At 44.9% G+C, this 18255-nt stretch carries 15 protein-coding genes; 2 read left to right on the plus strand and 13 right to left on the minus strand.

Annotation, left to right across the window (positions count from 1 at the left end):
* Window positions 1-36 precede the first annotated feature (36 nt).
* The 8 genes from ACAW68_05510 to ACAW68_05545 all read right to left on the minus strand — a co-directional run bounded on the left by ACAW68_05510 (window position 37) and on the right by ACAW68_05545 (window position 8850).
* A complete protein-coding gene (locus ACAW68_05510) occupies window positions 37-573 on the minus strand; it encodes a flavodoxin domain-containing protein (GenBank protein XGA14953.1) in 537 nt (178 codons plus the stop codon).
* Between the two features lie 113 nt (window positions 574-686).
* Window positions 687-1376, minus strand: coding sequence for a YjjG family noncanonical pyrimidine nucleotidase (locus tag ACAW68_05515; GenBank protein XGA14954.1), 690 nt, complete (start codon window positions 1374-1376; stop codon window positions 687-689).
* Window positions 1377-1455: 79 nt separating this feature from the next.
* On the minus strand, window positions 1456-2430 hold the full coding sequence (locus tag ACAW68_05520) for a diacylglycerol kinase family protein (protein ID XGA14955.1): 975 nt from the start codon (window positions 2428-2430) through the stop codon (window positions 1456-1458).
* 115 nt (window positions 2431-2545) lie between these two features.
* Window positions 2546-3070, minus strand: a complete 525-nt coding sequence (gene msrA / locus ACAW68_05525) for a peptide-methionine (S)-S-oxide reductase MsrA (protein XGA14956.1) — start codon at window positions 3068-3070, stop codon at window positions 2546-2548.
* A 26-nt stretch (window positions 3071-3096) separates the two neighbouring features.
* On the minus strand, window positions 3097-3939 hold the full coding sequence (locus ACAW68_05530; protein ID XGA14957.1) for a MetQ/NlpA family ABC transporter substrate-binding protein: 843 nt from the start codon (window positions 3937-3939) through the stop codon (window positions 3097-3099).
* A gap of 412 nt (window positions 3940-4351) precedes the next feature.
* A complete protein-coding gene (locus ACAW68_05535) occupies window positions 4352-5689 on the minus strand; it encodes an FAD-dependent oxidoreductase (GenBank protein ID XGA14958.1) in 1338 nt (445 codons plus the stop codon).
* 254 nt (window positions 5690-5943) lie between these two features.
* On the minus strand, window positions 5944-7665 hold the full coding sequence (locus tag ACAW68_05540) for an ABC transporter permease/substrate binding protein (GenBank protein XGA14959.1): 1722 nt from the start codon (window positions 7663-7665) through the stop codon (window positions 5944-5946).
* A 6-nt stretch (window positions 7666-7671) separates the two neighbouring features.
* Window positions 7672-8850, minus strand: a complete 1179-nt coding sequence (locus tag ACAW68_05545; protein XGA14960.1) for a glycine betaine/L-proline ABC transporter ATP-binding protein — start codon at window positions 8848-8850, stop codon at window positions 7672-7674.
* Between the two features lie 252 nt (window positions 8851-9102).
* On the opposite strand from ACAW68_05545, the gene ACAW68_05550 reads away from it, so the two are divergent.
* Window positions 9103-9723 (plus strand): TrkA C-terminal domain-containing protein, encoded by a 621-nt coding sequence (locus ACAW68_05550; GenBank protein XGA14961.1) that lies wholly within the window; start codon window positions 9103-9105, stop codon window positions 9721-9723.
* A gap of 52 nt (window positions 9724-9775) precedes the next feature.
* On the opposite strand, the gene ACAW68_05555 is transcribed toward ACAW68_05550, so the two are convergent.
* The 3 genes from ACAW68_05555 to parE all read right to left on the minus strand — a co-directional run bounded on the left by ACAW68_05555 (window position 9776) and on the right by parE (window position 15347).
* On the minus strand, window positions 9776-10702 hold the full coding sequence (locus ACAW68_05555; GenBank protein XGA14962.1) for a manganese-dependent inorganic pyrophosphatase: 927 nt from the start codon (window positions 10700-10702) through the stop codon (window positions 9776-9778).
* A 146-nt stretch (window positions 10703-10848) separates the two neighbouring features.
* Window positions 10849-13308, minus strand: coding sequence for a DNA topoisomerase IV subunit A (parC, locus tag ACAW68_05560; protein ID XGA14963.1), 2460 nt, complete (start codon window positions 13306-13308; stop codon window positions 10849-10851).
* A 17-nt stretch (window positions 13309-13325) separates the two neighbouring features.
* Window positions 13326-15347, minus strand: a complete 2022-nt coding sequence (parE, locus tag ACAW68_05565; GenBank protein XGA14964.1) for a DNA topoisomerase IV subunit B — start codon at window positions 15345-15347, stop codon at window positions 13326-13328.
* Between the two features lie 225 nt (window positions 15348-15572).
* Between parE and plsY the strand changes: the two genes are divergently transcribed.
* Complete coding sequence (gene plsY, locus ACAW68_05570; protein XGA14965.1) at window positions 15573-16202, plus strand: glycerol-3-phosphate 1-O-acyltransferase PlsY; 630 nt, start codon at window positions 15573-15575, stop codon at window positions 16200-16202.
* Window positions 16203-16322: 120 nt separating this feature from the next.
* Here plsY and ACAW68_05575 read toward each other — a convergent pair whose 3' ends face one another.
* Together ACAW68_05575 and xerC are read right to left on the minus strand one after the other, a co-directional pair.
* Window positions 16323-17204, minus strand: coding sequence for an aldose 1-epimerase family protein (locus ACAW68_05575; GenBank protein ID XGA14966.1), 882 nt, complete (start codon window positions 17202-17204; stop codon window positions 16323-16325).
* A 128-nt stretch (window positions 17205-17332) separates the two neighbouring features.
* The gene (gene xerC, locus ACAW68_05580) at window positions 17333-18253 is read right to left on the minus strand and encodes a tyrosine recombinase XerC (GenBank protein XGA14967.1); all 921 of its coding nucleotides are present in this window, start codon (window positions 18251-18253) and stop codon (window positions 17333-17335) included.
* Between the last annotated feature and the right edge of the window lie 2 nt (window positions 18254-18255).

Below are 18255 nucleotides of genomic sequence, written 5' to 3' on the forward strand. Positions count from 1 at the left end.
TCGTAACTTGCTTAATGCAGTTACGAAGGTGTTTTTTTAGTTCTTTTGCAAGTTTTCTAACAAGTGTTCAATTGGTGTCATATCAGTCATATCCGTTTGGCGTGACTCAACCATTTCTACCAATCGTTGTTCTGTTGCCGTTCGTTCACCCATGGCCTTGCGCTTTTCAAAAGCGTACATTACCTTGAGCAACATTTTATCCGATGTTGAGACCTTATCAATATCGATCTTACCGCCCAGCAGTGAAACACTCGCACGTGGCATGTAATCATGGACTTGATCTTCCAAAAATTGAATTGTTTCCTTATCTTCTGGATCTGTCATTCCCACAACGAAGACCCGTTCAATAATATCTGGATCGAAGACATGCGCAATTTCTGGCAGTCCCGCCACTGTACGTCGGTAAATCGGCGCAAACACATAAACCTTTTCAATCCCTGGCTCAGCTGCCAGTGCCGGACATTTATGATAATCACAGACCGATAAATCTAACGCCGTCGCAAAATCCTTGGCGTATGCTTCGGTGGTTCCATATTTTGATGCATAAATAACAACTGCATTCGCCTTTGACATAACGATATCCCCCTACCCTTATTTTACTTAAGTGTACCGCTGACATTTGACTTACATATGCAACAAAAAAGAAAAGCATCAGCTTATTTTTTGTTGATGTTGTTCGTAATTACTTATTTGCTCACAATTTGCATAATTGTTGGCAACTCATTTACTTCATAAGTTGCTTGATATGGCGTTTCATTTACTTGTTGGTGAAGATTTACCCAAAGCGTGTCCAAATTATAACGATTACCACCTTGAATATCTGACGCCAAACCATCCCCAATCATGATTGACTCTTCACGCACCATATCTTGACGGTGCCCAAAGATAGCATCAAAGAATTCAGTTGATGGCTTGGCGTGACCGATAGCATCCGAGATGAACACATCGTCAAAGTAACGACCAAATCCGGTATGTTCTAGACGTAGTTCTTGCGTGCGTTGTTCACCATTCGTACCGGCAATCAACTTGTAGCCTTGAGCCACCAAATTCTTAAGCAAATCTTCGGCACCGTCTAGCACAAAATAATTTTCATTTAGATAATGACGATATTCTTTTTCCAGCGCGATACCGTCTACTGCACGGTCGAATTCAGCAAACAGCTTATCGAATCGTGTGTTATGGATTTGATCCTTATTAATTTCACCACGTTCATATGCCGCCCATAGTCCGCGGTTGATTGTTTGATACGTTGCGAAGGCGTCGTCAACTTGGTTTTCTAGACCGTGATCCCGAAAAATATTCATCAATCCCACTTGCTCGCCCTTGCGGAAATCAAGCAATGTGTCGTCCAAGTCGAAAATTAGGTGCTTATACATGTTGTGCCTCGCTTCTACTGGTTATTTAAACTCAGTATACCAAAAAGCACCGGTCAAAGACCGATGCTTTAGAAAAATATTATAGCCAGAATGGATATGGACGGGTTGTTACCATCAAATCATAGGCACGTGACCCAAGCTCTTCCCCATCCGCATGGCCAAATTCTAGGCGTGATGTGCGTACGCGAATTGATGACGCCGTAAAGCGGTGCACCTCTGAATAACGATAATGACGACCGCGGACCAACTGACCAAGCAACCACAAAATCTTAATGAAGAATTGTGGACGCTCAATCATGATTAAATCAATCTTGCCATCAGTTGGATCGGCATCTGGCATAATCTTTACACCACCACCGAAGTACGGGTGATTCGATACCGTCAACAGGTAACCACGTGGCGTGTAAAACTTACGACCATTCGCAATAATTTCAACTGGAAAACGATCTTGTCGTGACAGCGCCTCAATCAGAGCCACACCGTAAGTCGCCTTGCCGAGCTTTAACTTATTAAGAACATTCTTGATACGTGAGTTATTCGCAATTTCAACCGTCGTTGCGTCAAACCCAATTCCCACGTTATTCAAGAAGAAACGTCGTTCACGCTTAACCGCATCCATGTACTCACCAATGTCAATTGACTTTGGCTCGTTAGCTGCAACTTTCGTTAAAATTGCTTGCATCATTTCAACTGGTGTACCAGTAATACCATGTGCGCGCGCAAAATCATTTCCTGAACCCGCGGGAATATAGGCCAGCGGGATACTTCTTTTCGTGTCAAAGGCAAGCAAGCCATTGATAACTTCATTTAGTGATCCGTCACCACCGACAACAACCAATTGTCGATCTGACGCGTCTTCATATTTAGCATATTGATATGCCCACTTACGCAATTCCCCTGGTGCAGTTGATAGTCGACTATCAAAATCCACCCCAGTGTTTTTTAAGAATTGCTCAACCTCTCCCCAGACAACCATGGATTTTCCCGAACGTGCTGCCGGATTGACAAAAAATGTGTAATGCATCTTTTTGCCATCTCTCTTTCTTTTTGTCATTAATTAGTATACAAAAATTAATACACCTCGTCAGCCAAAATAGGGGCACGGTCACAAAATGGTCGATTTTTACGCATACAAAAAGCCAGAACCAATTCGGTCCTGGCCACGTTTGTTACTTAACACCCCAATAAGATTCTTTGTACGCATCTCGTGCTTGCTTTTCTTCGGCATACACGTCCGCATGCTTCTTGTAAAACTCCTGGTGATACTCTTCGGCCTCCCAGAATGTCGTTGCGTCTTCAATCGTCGTCACAATCGGTGACTCCCCAAAGATTCCCGACGCTTGTAATTGTTCTTTTGATGCCTCAGCAATTGCCCGTTGTTCATCTGAATTCACAAAAATAACTGGGCGATAGTTATCACCCCGGTCTTGGAATTGCCCCATTGCGTCTGTTGGATCAGCCGTCTGCCAATAAAGTGTGACCAGATCTTCGTATGACACAATTTCATCATCAAACCAGATTTTGACAGCTTCAGTATGTCCGGTTTCATGAGCTTTAACTTCTTCATACGTTGGATTAGCTTTAAACCCACCCGTATATCCTGAGCGGACTAGCTTGATACCTGGTAAGGTTTCAAACGGCTGTACCATGCACCAAAAACATCCCCCTGCAAAAATTGCTGTTTGTTCTGCCATTATGACTTCCCCCTAATGTCGATTGATTACTTCAACTTAATATTCCAAGCTGCAATTTCAGCTGAACCGTATAGTTGCTTCATGTGCTTCTTTGTTGATTCCGTTTGGTAAGCCTTAACCACTTGCTTGTAAATCTTCTTGTTTTGCGTTCCCTTGCGTGCCGCAATAATGTTGATGTAGCCCTTGTTGGCCTTGTTAACTGGCTCGACGTACAACGCCTTATCGATGTCCAACTTGGCATCCAAAGCATAGTTGGTGTTAACAACCGCCGCGTCAGCACTCTTCAAAGCTGAAGCTGCTTGATCAGATGCCACTTCCTTAATTTTGAAATCCTTCTTGTTCTCAGTAATATCCTGTGCACTTGGCAACTTCACATCATGGTTGTACTTAATCAAGCCGGCAGCTTCCAGCACATCCAACGCGCGCTTTTCGTTTGACGGATCATTTGGCACAACAATCGTACCGCCCTTAGGCAAATCGGCCAACTTCTTGTGATTGTCAGAATAGATGCGAATTGGTGTCACGTAGGTCTTACCAACGCTGACCAACTTGCCCTTGAAATTTTTGTTCTGAACGTCGAAGTAATTAATCGTTTGGAAGGCGTTCAAATCAATTGACTTGTCGACCAACGCTTGGTTTGGCTTGATGTAATCCGTAAACAACTTAAGCTTAATATCGATGCCATACTTCTTAGCAGCATCCTTCTTAACGTACTCCCACAATTGACGGTCAGAGTCACCCACCAATCCAACCGTTACCGTCTTGTCCTTTGAGGCCGCTGACACAGCATGTGGTTGACTAGCAAATACTGCCAAACCCGCCACTGCAACAACCGTTCCCAATACAACCTGCTTCTTTGAAAGTCCCATTTTCATATCCTCCATAAACCGTAGCTAAAAACAAAAAAGCCCATTCCTATACGTCGCCCCAAAATTAGGGCTCGATATAGAAACGGACTTACCGTGATACCATTCTACCTTCATCATGCCAGTCACCCGACATGAACTTACAACGTGCAGACAGGGAGCGAGATGATGCTGTGTCGATACGCGTGTCTGGTAACGGAGACCAATCCGTGTGGTATTTACAGACTTGCTGCTCATGCCACCCAATCACAGGCCATTTTCATCATCAATTCGCACGTACCGTCACACCGACCCGATACTCTCTAGGCTTTGAATCAATCATTACTTTCCTGATCACTTTGTTTTTAACTGTCGTTTTTTCTTTATGAGCATTATATTAGCGTTTTCTCATTTTAATGTCAACGCTTTTTTAGAATTAATTTTCGTTCACGGCCTTCAGTGCTGTCGCACCAACGAAATTAACCGGTTGCGTAAAGTTAGGTTGGAAGAAGAAATCGGCCATCGCTAGGTCATCAATTGTCATTTTGTTTTGAATGGCTAATGACACAACGTTGGCTGCCTGTGAAATATCATGCTCTGACATAAAGGCTGCTCCTAGCACGCGGCGCGTCGTTTTATCCCAGGTCAATGTTGATAAGACCTTGGTCGTTGAAAGCATAAAGTCAGGACGGTAATCTTCCTCATACACCGTTTCTTCAACATCAATCCCACGGGCTTCGGCACTCGCTTTATTCAAACCCGTACCTGCCATTGCAAAGCCGTAAAGTTCAACTGCTGACGTGCCTTGTGTGCCTTTGTACGCCAAGTGATGGCCATCAATATTACGCGCAACTAACATGCCTTGTCGAATGGCATTCGTTGCCAATGGAATGTAATCCACTGCCTCAGTTGGATTATAAAAGACCGTGGTAGCATCCCCAGCGGCGTAAACATCAGGCACGCTTGTTTCCATATATTTGTTGGTCTTAATCGCTCCGTTTGGTAACATCTCAACTTGTCCTTGGAACAAATCCGTATTTGGTAAGAACCCAATGCCAAGCACAGCGATATCTGCTTCGTAGGCCCCCTTGTCAGTCACGACACGAATACCACCGTCTGGCAAATCTTCAAAGGCTGCTACGCGCTGGCCTAATGCTAAGGTTACGTCGTGTGCAACAAATGCCGCCTCTAGACGATCGGTCATCACCGGACTAAAGTTTTTCGGCAAGACACGATCCAAACCATCAACCAGCGTGACTTCCTTACCCGTCACTGAAAATTGTTCTGCAATTTCAGCACCGATATATCCAGCACCAATCACCACAACACGCTTCAAGCCGTCCGCAACATTTTTAATACGGTTAGCATCTTCCCATGACTTAGCGAAGTAAACACGATTACTATGGATGCCTGGAATATTTGGAACCAACGGCTTAGACCCAGTTGTAATCACAATCTTGTCAAACGTTTCAGTTGTGATTTCATCCGTCAGTAAGTTCTTCGCACGAATTTGCTTAACATTCAAATTCGCTTCGACCACTTGGTGTTGCATCTTCATCGTAATGCCTTGTTCCGTCATCGATTCTGGCGATTCATAAAACATACGTTGTTCGTCTGACACGTGGTTTCCTAGCCATAGCGCGATACCGCATGACAAAAACGAAACTGTCGTATGTTGTTCGTAGACCGTGATGTCGGCATCTGGGTGCAGCTTCTTGATTTGTGTGGCTGAGAACGTGCCAGCGTGTGTACTACCAATAATTGCAATTTTCATGTTACGATTCCCCTTATTTTGCTTTCCCTTGTGCATTTGCAAACCAGTCATTAAACAACAACTTCACAATAGGTCGCGACCCCTTTGTTGCGCTTTAGAAACACCCACATGTTTCTAATTACGGTTTATTATTGTCCGATAATTAGGTATTGCACAAACTAATAGTAACAAACTTCACAAAATAATCAAACCTTTTTCAAAAACAAAATTAAAAAACGCCCGAGATTTCTCTCGGACGCTCTTATCGACGCTATTTACTTAAACCAGCTATCAACCTGCTTTTGGTGATCAGCAATCCATTCCTTGGCTGCTGCCTGCGGTGACTTGCCGTTTTGGATAGCTAACATGACTGATTCCATGTCTTGCTCATCCCACTTAAACTTATCCAACACACGGTAGGCCTTGGGTTTATCTTCCTTAAGTCCCTTACGCGTGAACGTATTGATTGATTCAGATTTTCCAAATGAACCCTTTGGATCAGCCAAATACTTCAAGTCGTACTTTTGGAACATCCAGTGTGGCGTCCAACCAGTCACCACGATATCTTGCTTATCCTTAATCGCCTTACCAAGTGCCACAGTCATGGCACCTGATGATGACGGCGTCAACTTCCAACCATTGTTGGTCAAACCATAATCAGCCATGGCCTTTTCAGTAGCGTTCGTGACCCCAGCTCCGGGTTCGATACCTGTCACCGTTTTATTAGCTTGTGTGGTTAAATCACTAATGCTATCGACGTCCATATACGCTGGCACAACCAACCCAGTCTTAGCACCAGTCAAGTTAGGCCCAAGCATATCAATTTGTGACTTGTACTTTTTGTATTGCGCCGCGTGCGTGTTTGGTAACCAAGCCGACACTGATGCATCCGCTTGTCCATTCGCAACTGATTGCCACATGATTGAGTTATCAAGTGGTGTCAGGTTAACGCTATAACCGTGTTGACGCATTGCTTCAGCCAACACATTACTTGAAGCAACTTCTGAGTCCCATTGCACATAAACAAGGTTCAATGTGTCCTCTGCCTTCTTACTGTTGGCAAAGGTATTCACAACCCCTGAACCAACCATCGCAACAGCCACGACAATCGCTGTCCACATCTTCCAGTGGTGCTTTGAAGTTGGTTGCTTATCAGCCGGCTTGACGTTCAATTTTTGTGTAAAGCGATCAATGATGATGGCCAAGATAACCAAGGCCAGTCCATTCACAAATCCCTTACCAACATCCGCGTTTTGCACCGCTGACAAGACACCACGACCAAGTCCTGGCGCACCAATCATTGAGGCAATCACAACCATTGACAAGGCCAACATAATCGTTTGATTTACACCGGCCAAGATCGTATTGGTTGCCAGTGGCAGCTCAAGCTTAAACAACTTTTGCTTCGGCGTTGATCCATAAGAATCTGCCGCCTCAACCAAATCCTTTGGCACTTGGCGAATCCCTAAGTTCGACATACGAACAGTTGGTGGCAACGCAAAGATAACAGACGCGAAGACACCAGGGACGACACCAATACCAAAGAAAGCAACCGCTGGAATCAAATATACGAAACCAGGCATCGTCTGCATAAAGTCCAAAACCGGTTGGACAATCTTAGCAACCGTTTCCTTCTTGGCCATCCAGATACCCAAAGGCACCCCAATAATGATTGAGACCAGACTAGAGACCAAGACCAATGTAAAGGTACTCATCAAATCTGACCACAAATTTTGGTTGGCAATCAGTAGCAACCCTAGGAAAGTAAACAATGGGAAGCCCCACTTCTTACCGCATACTAGGATCGCAAACACCGTCAGGCCGATAATGACCATCCAGCTTGGCATTGCTGTTAAACCATTGGTAATACCGTTCATCAAGTGGGTCCCGCCATCTTGAATGACATTAAAGAACCCACTCAAAGTGGTCGTTAGCCAGTTAACGGCCGTTTCGACCCAGTTGGCAATCGGTAATTTACTTATTAATACTGTATTCATCGGTAACTATTGCACCTCCGTTTCAGACAACGCTTCTAGGACGCGACCACGAATGATAACGCCAAGCAAACGGCCATTGTCTACTACCGCCAGTGGCGTCGGTGCATCATAAATCAATGGCATGATATCAGCCACCAACATATCACGGGCAACTGTTGGCATCTCTGTCATGACGTCACGCAACCCAATGTTTTCACGACGAGCACGCAAGGCGTCCTCACTGCTGATGAATCCTTGGAAATGACGACGACGATCAACAGCGACCAACCCACTCACTTCTTCAGTACGCATCTTCTTCAAGGCCACTGCTGGTCCATCAACATCAATGTTCGTTGTAATTGGTGGAATCATAATACGTTCAGCCGTTAACACCTTTGAACGGTCGACATCTTCGATAAACGCACGAACATAATCGTTAGCCGGCGCAGTCAAAATTTCCTCTCCAGTACCGACTTGTTGAATTTGTCCATCCTTCATAATGGCAATACGGTCACCAATACGGAGGGCCTCATTCAAATCGTGGGAAATAAAGATAATCGTTTGACTCGCATTTGCTTGCAAATCCAACAATTCATCTTGCATATCACGACGAATCAAGGGGTCAAGTGCTGAGAAAGCCTCATCCATTAGCAGGATTTCAGGGTTATTTGCCAACGCACGGGCCAACCCAACACGTTGTTGCATCCCACCTGAAAGTTGATTAGGATATTGGTCCTTAAACGCCAACAAATTGGCATTATCAAGTGCCTTCTCAGCTCGTTCACGACGTTCTTCCTTTGGCACACCTTGTACCTCAAGACCGTACTCCGTATTTTCTAAAATCGTACGGTGTGGAAACAAGCCGAAGCTTTGGAACACCATACTCATTTTCTTGCGACGGACTTCCAATAATTGTTCCTTGGACATCGTTGAGATATCTTCACCATCAATTTTGATTGACCCTGATGTGGGCTCAATCAAGCGATTCAACAATCGAATAAGCGTTGACTTACCCGATCCTGATAATCCCATGATGACAAAAATTTCTCCCTCTTCGATGGACAAGTTCGCGTCATAGACACCAACTGTCGCACCTGTCTTTTTCAAGATTTCTGTTTTAGAAGCTTGCTGCTGGACCATTTGCAAGGCCGGCTTAACACGTTTCCCAAAAATCTTGGTAAGATGTTCAATTTCCACCTTAGCCATATCTTCATATTCCTCCTACTTGATCGAATTTCTCTCACTTTCGATAAGTGACAACCCTATTGTAAACATGAAGTTGTCACTTGCGTCAAATTTATTTATGTAGACCAACGTGTACCGAAAACGGGACACACCCCAATTTGATAGGCTTACAAGTAGGTCTACCAATTAATAATTGATTGTTTCTTATCAACGCATTATCAGCGAATATGATATGCTTATCTTAATTATGTATTCTAAATTTGGAGGGATATTATGGCCGGACTAAAGCAGCCTCGCTATCGTGTCATTGCATTACGCATCGCTGAGCAAATTAGCGCTAACCAACTCAAGGTCGGCGATAAAATTCACGCCCGCTCAACCTTAGCAACGACATTTGGCGTATCATCAGAAACTGCCCGTCGCGCGATTAGTGTACTCGGTGACTTAGGCATCGTGGAAACCACCCATGGCAGTGGCGCTAAGGTCCTATCTCGTCAGAAGGCCCAGAAATTCGTTGAGAGCGAAACAGAGGTCAATGGGCTACAAGACCTTCAACTATCGCTCACAGAGCAAATTAAGGCCCAGCAGGCCGGTTTAGATGCTTTGAGTAAGGATTTACACCGGTTTGTGGATCAATCACAACACTACCAACAACATAACCCATTGACGCCGTTTGAGTTGGCATTAACAGAGCCATCCACGTTATTTGAAAAATCATTGAGTGAACTGAATTTTTGGCATCAAACTGGCACAACTTTGGTTGGCATTTCGCATGAGGACAAGCTGGTCATCTCACCTGGTCCGTATGCCAAAATCCATCAAGGTGATACGCTTTACTTTGTCGGGGATGAAAACAGCGTCCAAAACGTTTATAACTTTTTCTACAGCAACTAAAAAGGACGAGCAAGAAATAAAACTCTTGCTCGTCTTTTCTGTTTGTATTTAATTATGCGTTGAACGCGTCAGTAAGTGGTGGAACCACTTGCTTCTTACGTGACACAACACCTGGCAATGAAGCACGACCATCAGCCAACTTCACGTCAAAGGCTGCTTCAACCTTATCCAAGTTGTCACCCAAGACCAAGATATCTGAATCTGAGTCCAAGATGTTCGTAACAACAAAGACAAATGTGTTGTAACCTTCTTCAGCCAATTCAGCTTCCATGGCTGCAACCACTTCATCACGGCGTGAGAAGACATCTTCAACGTCAACCGTGTTAACTTGACCGATGCGAACCGTTGAACCATTCAATTCGAATGACTTAGCGTCGCCGTCAATCAATTCCTTAGCTGAACGTGATGACAAGTCAGTACCGGCCTTCAACATTTCCAAACCGTATGCTTCGTAGTCTTCCAAACCAGCAATCTTAGCCAAAGCTTCCAAAGCGGGCTTGTCCATTGGCGTCGTCGTTGGGCTCTTCAACAACAACGTGTCAGAGATGATAGCTGATGCCATCATACCAGCGATTTCTGCAGGAATTTCAACGTTAAGCGTTTGGAATTCGTAGTACAAAACAGTTGCTACAGAACCCCAAGGCTTGTTGATGAAGTACAAAGGTGCAGCAGATGAGAAGTTAATCTTGTGGTGATCGTATACACCGTAAACAGTTACGTCAGCAATGTTAGCAACTGATTGTGCGGCCTCGTTGTGGTCAACCAAAACTACTTCTTCAGTGTCAGCTGACTCGATTACGCGAGGTGCGTCAACCTTAAAGTAGTTCAATGCGAATTGCGTTTCTGCGTTAGGCGTACCCAAAGCCACTGCTTCAGTGTCTTGGTTGTATGCCTTGTTCAACAAGTATGACGCAGCGAATGCTGAAGCAATCGTGTCTGTGTCAGGGTTTTGGTGTCCGAAAACCAACATCTTAGCCATCAGATAAATCTCCAATTTCTTTTTGTTATTTCAATGTATTAACTATACAACATTTTTATGGTGTAGGCACGTAAATTGGTGAAAAAGTATCGCTTTGGATGCAAAAACACACCATCAGCGCAGTGCTAACGGTGTGTTTAACGTTTTTAATTCAAAACCAATGGTTGCACGTAGGCATGCATGCGAACTGGTGTACCAGCCGCTTCGACGTCAATGATAAAGCTACCATTGCTGTAACGTTGACCCATTGGGTGATCCTTTGGTGAAATGTCGAATTGCTTGTCGCGATCCGTCATCACCGTTAATGGTGTTGGCTCATGTGCATCAACGACCATCATCGCTGCGATACGATGTGGATCCTTCTTCAGCTCACGCATAATCGCGACACCCTTACGTCCGCGACTCGTTGCTGAAATTTCAGTAACTGGCATCCACTTGAAAGCCCCACGGTTTGAGACAACCGCAATCGCTTGCTTATCAGTTGCAACAGCCATCTTAACGACGCGGTCACCAACTTCAAGGTTCATCGCCTTAACACCAGCCGTTCGGTTACCAGTTGTTGGCACTTCATCAAGTGAATAACGAAGTCCCATCGCATTTTCTGAAGCTAGCACGACTGACTTTCCAACTAGCTTCTTGTCATCAATCAATTCCAAGCCGACAATCGTTGCATCATCGCTCTTAAGCTTGATTAACATGGTTGCCTTCTTCTTGTAGGTACTACGTGGCGCCAAATCAGCAAACGGCGTGCGCTTAATCAAGCCGTCACTAGTTGCCACTACCCATTCACCAGCCATATCATCGACAGATGCCATGATACGCACATCGATCACAACTTCATCATTGGCCAAGCCAGTAATGGTTTGTGACAAGTGTTCGCCGGCATCCTTCCACTTAAACTCAGGCAATTCGTGGACCGGACGATAAATCACATTACCCTTGTTTGTGAAGATAAACGCGTGTTGTAGCGTATTCACCTTTTCAACAAAGACTGGTTCATCATCATCACGTAGGCCATTCTCGTCACCGGATGCCGTGTAAGAACGTACTGAAGCACGCTTAACGTAACCAGCACGTGACACAAGCATCACAACATCTTCGTCAGCAACCGTCACAGTTTGGTCAATCTTCAACTCTTGCACTTCGGCTTCGATTGACGTACGACGTGGCGTGTTGTATTCCTTCTTGATGGCTTGTAGTTCAGCCTTCAAGACCTTACGCAACGCCTTAGGGTCTGACAAAATTTCGTTATAGTTCGCAATCTTTTGCGCCAAGTCTTCAAACTCAGCTTGCAATTGCGTCACGTCGGTATTCGTCAAACGGTACAATTGCAACATCACGATAGCTTCAGCTTGCGGCTCCGTGAAGTCATAGCTATCAATCAAGTTTTGCTTAGCATCCTTACGATCCTTAGAACCGCGGATTGTGGCAATCACTTCATCCAGGATTGAAAGGGCCTTAATCAAACCAGTCACGATGTGCTGGCGAGCTTGGGCCTTCTTCAAATCAAATTGCGTACGCTTCGTAATAATTTCAACTTGGTGTGCCAAGAAGGCTTGCAACGCTGTCTTCAAGCCAACACGTTCAGGGCGCTGGTTGTGAATGGCAACCATGTTGAAGTTGTACGTCACTTGCAAGTCTGTCTTCTTGAACAAGTAGGCCAAAATACCCTCGGCATTGGCGTCCTTGTTCAATTCGATAGCAATTGATAATCCTTCACGGTCAGATTCATCACGCACTTCAGTAATGCCGGCAACGTCCTTGTTTAGGCGGATTTCATCAATCTTCTTAACCAAGGCTGCCTTGTTCACTTCGTATGGAATCTCTGAAACCTCAATTTGAGACTTACCACCCTTCAATGGCTTAATCTCAGTCTTTGAACGCACAATAATGCGACCACGACCGTTTTCATAAGCTGAACGGATACCATCGGCACCTTGGATAATACCACCCGTTGGGAAATCAGGTCCCACAACGAATTGCATCAAATCATCCAAAGACGCCTTAGGGTGCGCTAGCAAGTAAACCAACGCATCAATTACTTCACCCAAGTTGTGCGGTGGAATATCCGTCGCATAACCGGCTGAAATACCAGTTGCCCCGTTCACCAATAGATTTGGGAAGTGAGCCGGTAGAACCGTTGGCTCATACTCCGTGTCATCGAAGTTAAGAACCATTTCAACGGTCTCTTTATCCAAATCGCGGAGCATTTCTCCAGCCAACTTTGACAAACGTGCCTCGGTATAACGCATTGCAGCAGGCGGATCATTATCGATTGAACCATTGTTTCCGTGCATTTCAATCAGTGGTGCACGCAACTTCCAATCTTGTGACATACGCACAAGTGCCTCATAAATTGATGAGTCACCGTGCGGGTGGAAATTACCCATGACGTTTCCGACAGACTTAGCTGACTTACGGAATTGCTTGTCATAGGTATTACCATCTTTGTTCATCGCATACAAAATACGACGTTGTACGGGCTTCAAACCGTCACGGATGTCTGGCAAAGCACGTTCTTGAATGATGTACTTTGAATAACGACCAAATCGGTCACCCATCACCGCTTCTAGGCTGAGCTCTTGAATGTTTCCTACTTCAACCATTCAGTTTCAAATCCCTTCTAGTCTTGCCAAGTTTCAATGACTGGCGCAACAAAATCATCTTCTGCCTCGGTTGCTGGTTCAGCAACTTCTGGATCTTCTTCAAGCAAAGTGTTACCTTCTTCAGCCAAGGTAAAGGCTACGTTAGCCTCAATCCACTTACGACGTGGTTCAACCTTATCACCCATCAACGTCGTCACGCGCTTTTCAGCCAACATGGCGTCGTCAATCGTGACACGAATTAGGGTACGTTGCGCGGGATCCATTGTCGTTGCCCAAAGTTGCTCAGCGTTCATTTCACCAAGACCCTTGAATCGTTGCAATGTGTAGCCACGACCAATCTTCTTTTCAGCTTCGGCCAATTGTGAATCGGTCCAAGCGTACTCGATTGATTGCTTCTTACCAGTCCCCTTACGCAACATGTATAGCGGTGGCAAAGCAATATAAACCTTACCAGCGTCAATCAATGGGCGCATGTACTTGTAGAAGAACGTCAACAACAACGTTTGAATGTGAGCACCATCGTCGTCCGCGTCGGTCATGATAATAACCTTATCGTAGTTGGCGTCATCGACATTAAACTCAGGACCAACTCCAGCACCAATCGTGTAGATAATGGTTGAGATTTCTTCGTTCTTCATGATGTCAGCTAGCTTAGCCTTCTCCGTGTTCAAAACCTTACCACGCAATGGTAGGATGGCTTGGAACTTACGGTCACGACCTTGCTTAGCCGAACCACCGGCTGAGTCACCCTCAACCAGGAACAATTCGTTTTGTGCGGCGTTCTTAGATTGGGCCGGCGTTAGCTTACCTGATAGCAAACGTTCCGTCTTCCCCTTCTTCTTACCTGAACGGGCTTCTTCACGAGCCTTACGGGCAGCTTCACGGGCCTCACGGGCACGCAAGGCCTTACGAATCAAACTTTGTGAGAATTCACCATTTTCCATCAAGTAGAAGCCAAGTTGTTCAGACACAACGCTATCAACGATTGAACGAGCTTCAGGCGTTCCCAACTTATCCTTGGTTTGACCTTCGAATTGCAACAATTCTTCAGGAATACGCAATGAAATAACTGCTGAAAGGCCTTCACGAACGTCAGAACCTTCTAGATTCTTGTCCTTATCCTTCAACAAGTTAACCTTGCGGGCGTACTCATTGAACGCCTTCGTCCATGCTGAACGCAAACCAGCTTCGTGGGTTCCACCATCTGGTGTACGAACGTTGTTAACAAATGACATAGTTGTTTCTGAGTAACCGTCGTTGTATTGGGCAGCCACTTCAACCTCGACACCTTGGGCAAAACCATCAAAGTACATGATGTCGCCTAATGTGTCTTTATCTTCGTTCAAGTAACTAACAAATGCCTTAATACCCTCTGGATAGTGGTATTCTTCTGAACGTTCTTGACCAGCACGTTCATCAGTCAACGTAATCTTAACATCACGCAACAAAAAGGCTGATTCACGCAAACGCTCGGCCAAAACATCAAAGTTATAAATTGTCGTTGAGAAAATCGCAGGATCTGGCTTAAACGTCACCGTCGTACCATTTGATTCCTTCGTCTTACCAAGCTTGTTCAACGTACCATCTGGGTGACCACCGTTAATAAAGTGCTCTTGGTACTTTTGACCGTCACGGACAATCGTAACCGTTAAACTCGTTGACAAGGCGTTAACAACTGATGATCCAACACCGTGCAAACCACCAGACGTCTTGTAGCCACCTTGACCAAACTTTCCACCAGCGTGAAGCACCGTCAAGATAACTTCGGGGGTTGGCTTTCCTGAAGCGTGCATCCCGACCGGCATACCACGACCGTGATCGACAACGGTGATTGCGTTGTCCGCGTGAATCGTCACATTAATTTCATCACCAAACCCAGCCAATGCTTCGTCGACTGCGTTGTCAAAAATTTCATAAACCAAGTGGTGCAAGCCTTTGCCATCAGTTGAACCGATGTACATTCCTGGTCGCTTGCGAACCGCCTCCAATCCTTCAAGGACTGTAATGGAATCATCCGAATAAGTATTCTTGTTTGCCATGGACGCTTCCCTTCTTGCTTTTTTTAATCTGTCGTCTTACGTGAAAAATTTCTTTTTCAAAGCGTTCCGTTCTTCATAATAGCCCAACAAAGGCTCTCGTTGCAATAGTGTTAAATAAATTTAAAGGTAACAGGTGTTTCAATCGTGGTAATATATTAACTGTTCTGTTATTTGAAACAGATAGCAATTATTCTATTTAATACTATTTTATAAGGAGTATTTATCTTGACGATTTTTCATTTTGTCATAAGTTTTTTGCTGGCCTACTTTTTTGGATCAATGCCATTCGGTTACTGGATTGGCATGTTGTTCTATAAAAAGAACATCCTAAAGCTGGGCTCAGGAAACATCGGCACAACCAATACATTCCGTGTATTGGGTACCCGTGCCGGCATTGCCGTGCTATTACTTGATATCTTCAAGGGTTCTGTTGGTGCCCTAATGGCTTACATCTGGGGTCCAGCGCCCGCTTGGACAGTGATGGTGGTCGGTCTTGGAGCCATTCTTGGTCACACATTCTCAATGTGGATTGGCTTTAAGGGGGGCAAGGCCGTCGCAACCTCAATGGGTGTGCTGTTGATGTATAACCCTACTATGTTCGTGATTGCCTTTGCGATTTTCCTAACGGTCATCTTGCTAACAAGCATGGTATCAATGGCTTCAATGATTGGTTTCACACTGGTAACGCTACTATCAACCTTTTGGTTGCATGACTGGCTGCTATCAATCATTGCATTTGCTTTGACGATTTTTGTGTTCTACCGTCACCGCGAGAACATTGTCCGCATTAAAAACGGTACTGAATCAATGGTGCACTGGGGTCTTGGTTACTGGCGCAGCCAATCAAAAAACTAACTTCAATTATGCATTTGAAACACGGCTACAATTCGTAGTCGTGTTTTTTATTATGCACCCTGTGTCAACACTATAATAAAAAGCCTTGCCACCATGTAGCAAGACTAAATAAATTGCTGATTAGAAAAATGTTAGTGAATATGAACCCGTAAATGTTTGGGCTGGTGCAAGTGTATTAATACCAAACTTGTGACGCAACTCACCGTCGGCATCAACTGTGTCAGCAATACCCCACCATGGCTCGATTGCCACAAACGGTGCTTCCTTGGCATATGGTGTCCAAATGCCCACATACTTAGCATTTTGAATGTGCATCGTCACACCATGCGACTCGTTCAACTTTGCCAAAACAATTGAAACGGGATTTTGATCCAAACGCAAAATAATCGCGTCGTCCTTGTAGTCATCACGACGCAAACGCAATGGAATGCGTGAATCAAACGTTGATTCCAAGTTGTTGTCCAAATATGGGCCAACCAACTTGGCACGTTGATACTTGCGTTGTGGTTCAACATTGATGTAGTAGTCCGTAAACTTCTCGCCTTCTTCAAGCGGTGCACGGAAGCCTGGGTGTCCACCAACTGAGAAGTAGATGTCATGCGTATCCGTGTTCGTCACAACATACGCAATACCAAGCGTATCTTGCTCAGTGAGACGATACAAAACGTCAAATTGGAAGTGGAATGGGTAAATTGAAAATGACTCTTCATTATCAACCAAACGGAAGCGAGCTGTCGTGGCCGTCTTTTCAACCAAATCGAATTCATTATCACGGGCAAATCCGTGTTGCGCCATGAAGTAAGTCTTATCACGATACTTGTAACGATCACCACGAAGGCGGCCAACGACCGGGAACAAATTAGGTGCGTGACGACCCCAGAAATTAGGATCGGCCGTCCACATGTATTCCAAACCGCTTTCCTTGTTCGTAACACTCGTTAATTCAGCTCCCATTTCTGAAATAACGACCGTAATATTATCATTCTCTAACTTGACTGACATGCCACTGTGCCTCCTGTAAGCGTTTTCCAATATTTCAATTATAACAAATATAAGCATGCATTTCTATTCAAGAACCATGAATTTTGTATGCAAAAAAAGAGGCCCGCTTGCGCAAGCCTCTAATTCAGTTACTCAGTTGCACGTGGGAAAAAGTCACGATAACTTTTCTGCAAGGCATCTGTTGTAACGTGGGTATATATTTGGGTCGTGCTGAGACTACTGTGGCCGAGCAATTGTTGCACGGTACGTAAATCAGCACCATTATTCAATAAATCAGTGGCAAACGTATGCCGGAACATGTGCGCCGACACAACCTGCGTCAGTCCCGCCTTTTTGGCGAGCTGCTTAAGAATATACTCAATCCCGCTCGTCGTCAATGCTTGACCTCGTTGGTTGACGAATAGCCGGTCGTGAACCGTGTCGGACTTTGCCAGCAATGCTGGTCGCGCATCAGTTAAGTAAACCGCCAATGCATCAGCTGCATACTGACCGTATGGCACAATACGCGTCTTATTTCCCTTACCAGTGATAGTAATGATGCGCGCCTGTTGGTCAATCATCCCCAACGTTAAACCTGCAACTTCGGAAACACGCGCCCCGGTACCATACAAAATTTCCAGCAACAGCCGATTACGTAATCCCAGGAGACTTGTATCTCCCATCACCACTTCAAACAGCTTGTTTAACTCTTTTTCGTAAAAGTACCGTGGCAAATGCCGTCCTGCTTTTTTCAGTTGCACACCAGCAAATGGATTACTGGTCACAAATTCATTGCGTTCCAAGAACTGATAAAAGGCACGTAACGAGCTCACTTTGCGGGCAATTGTCCGACTCACATCCCCTTTTTCATAAAGGGCTGATAAGTAAACACGCACATCATATTGATCAACGGCTGTAATATCAACCGTTTCCTGATCGCCAGTCTCTATTAAGAAGCGTTCAAACTCGTTAATATCTGACCGGTAAGCCTTTTGGGTGTCATCTGAATACTGGCGTTCAACACGTAAGTAGTCCAAAAACAACCCGGTTAATTTCGCCGTATCTGCCATCC

The organism is Weissella confusa (genome assembly GCA_041871065.1).
Classification (GTDB): domain Bacteria; phylum Bacillota; class Bacilli; order Lactobacillales; family Lactobacillaceae; genus Weissella; species Weissella confusa_A.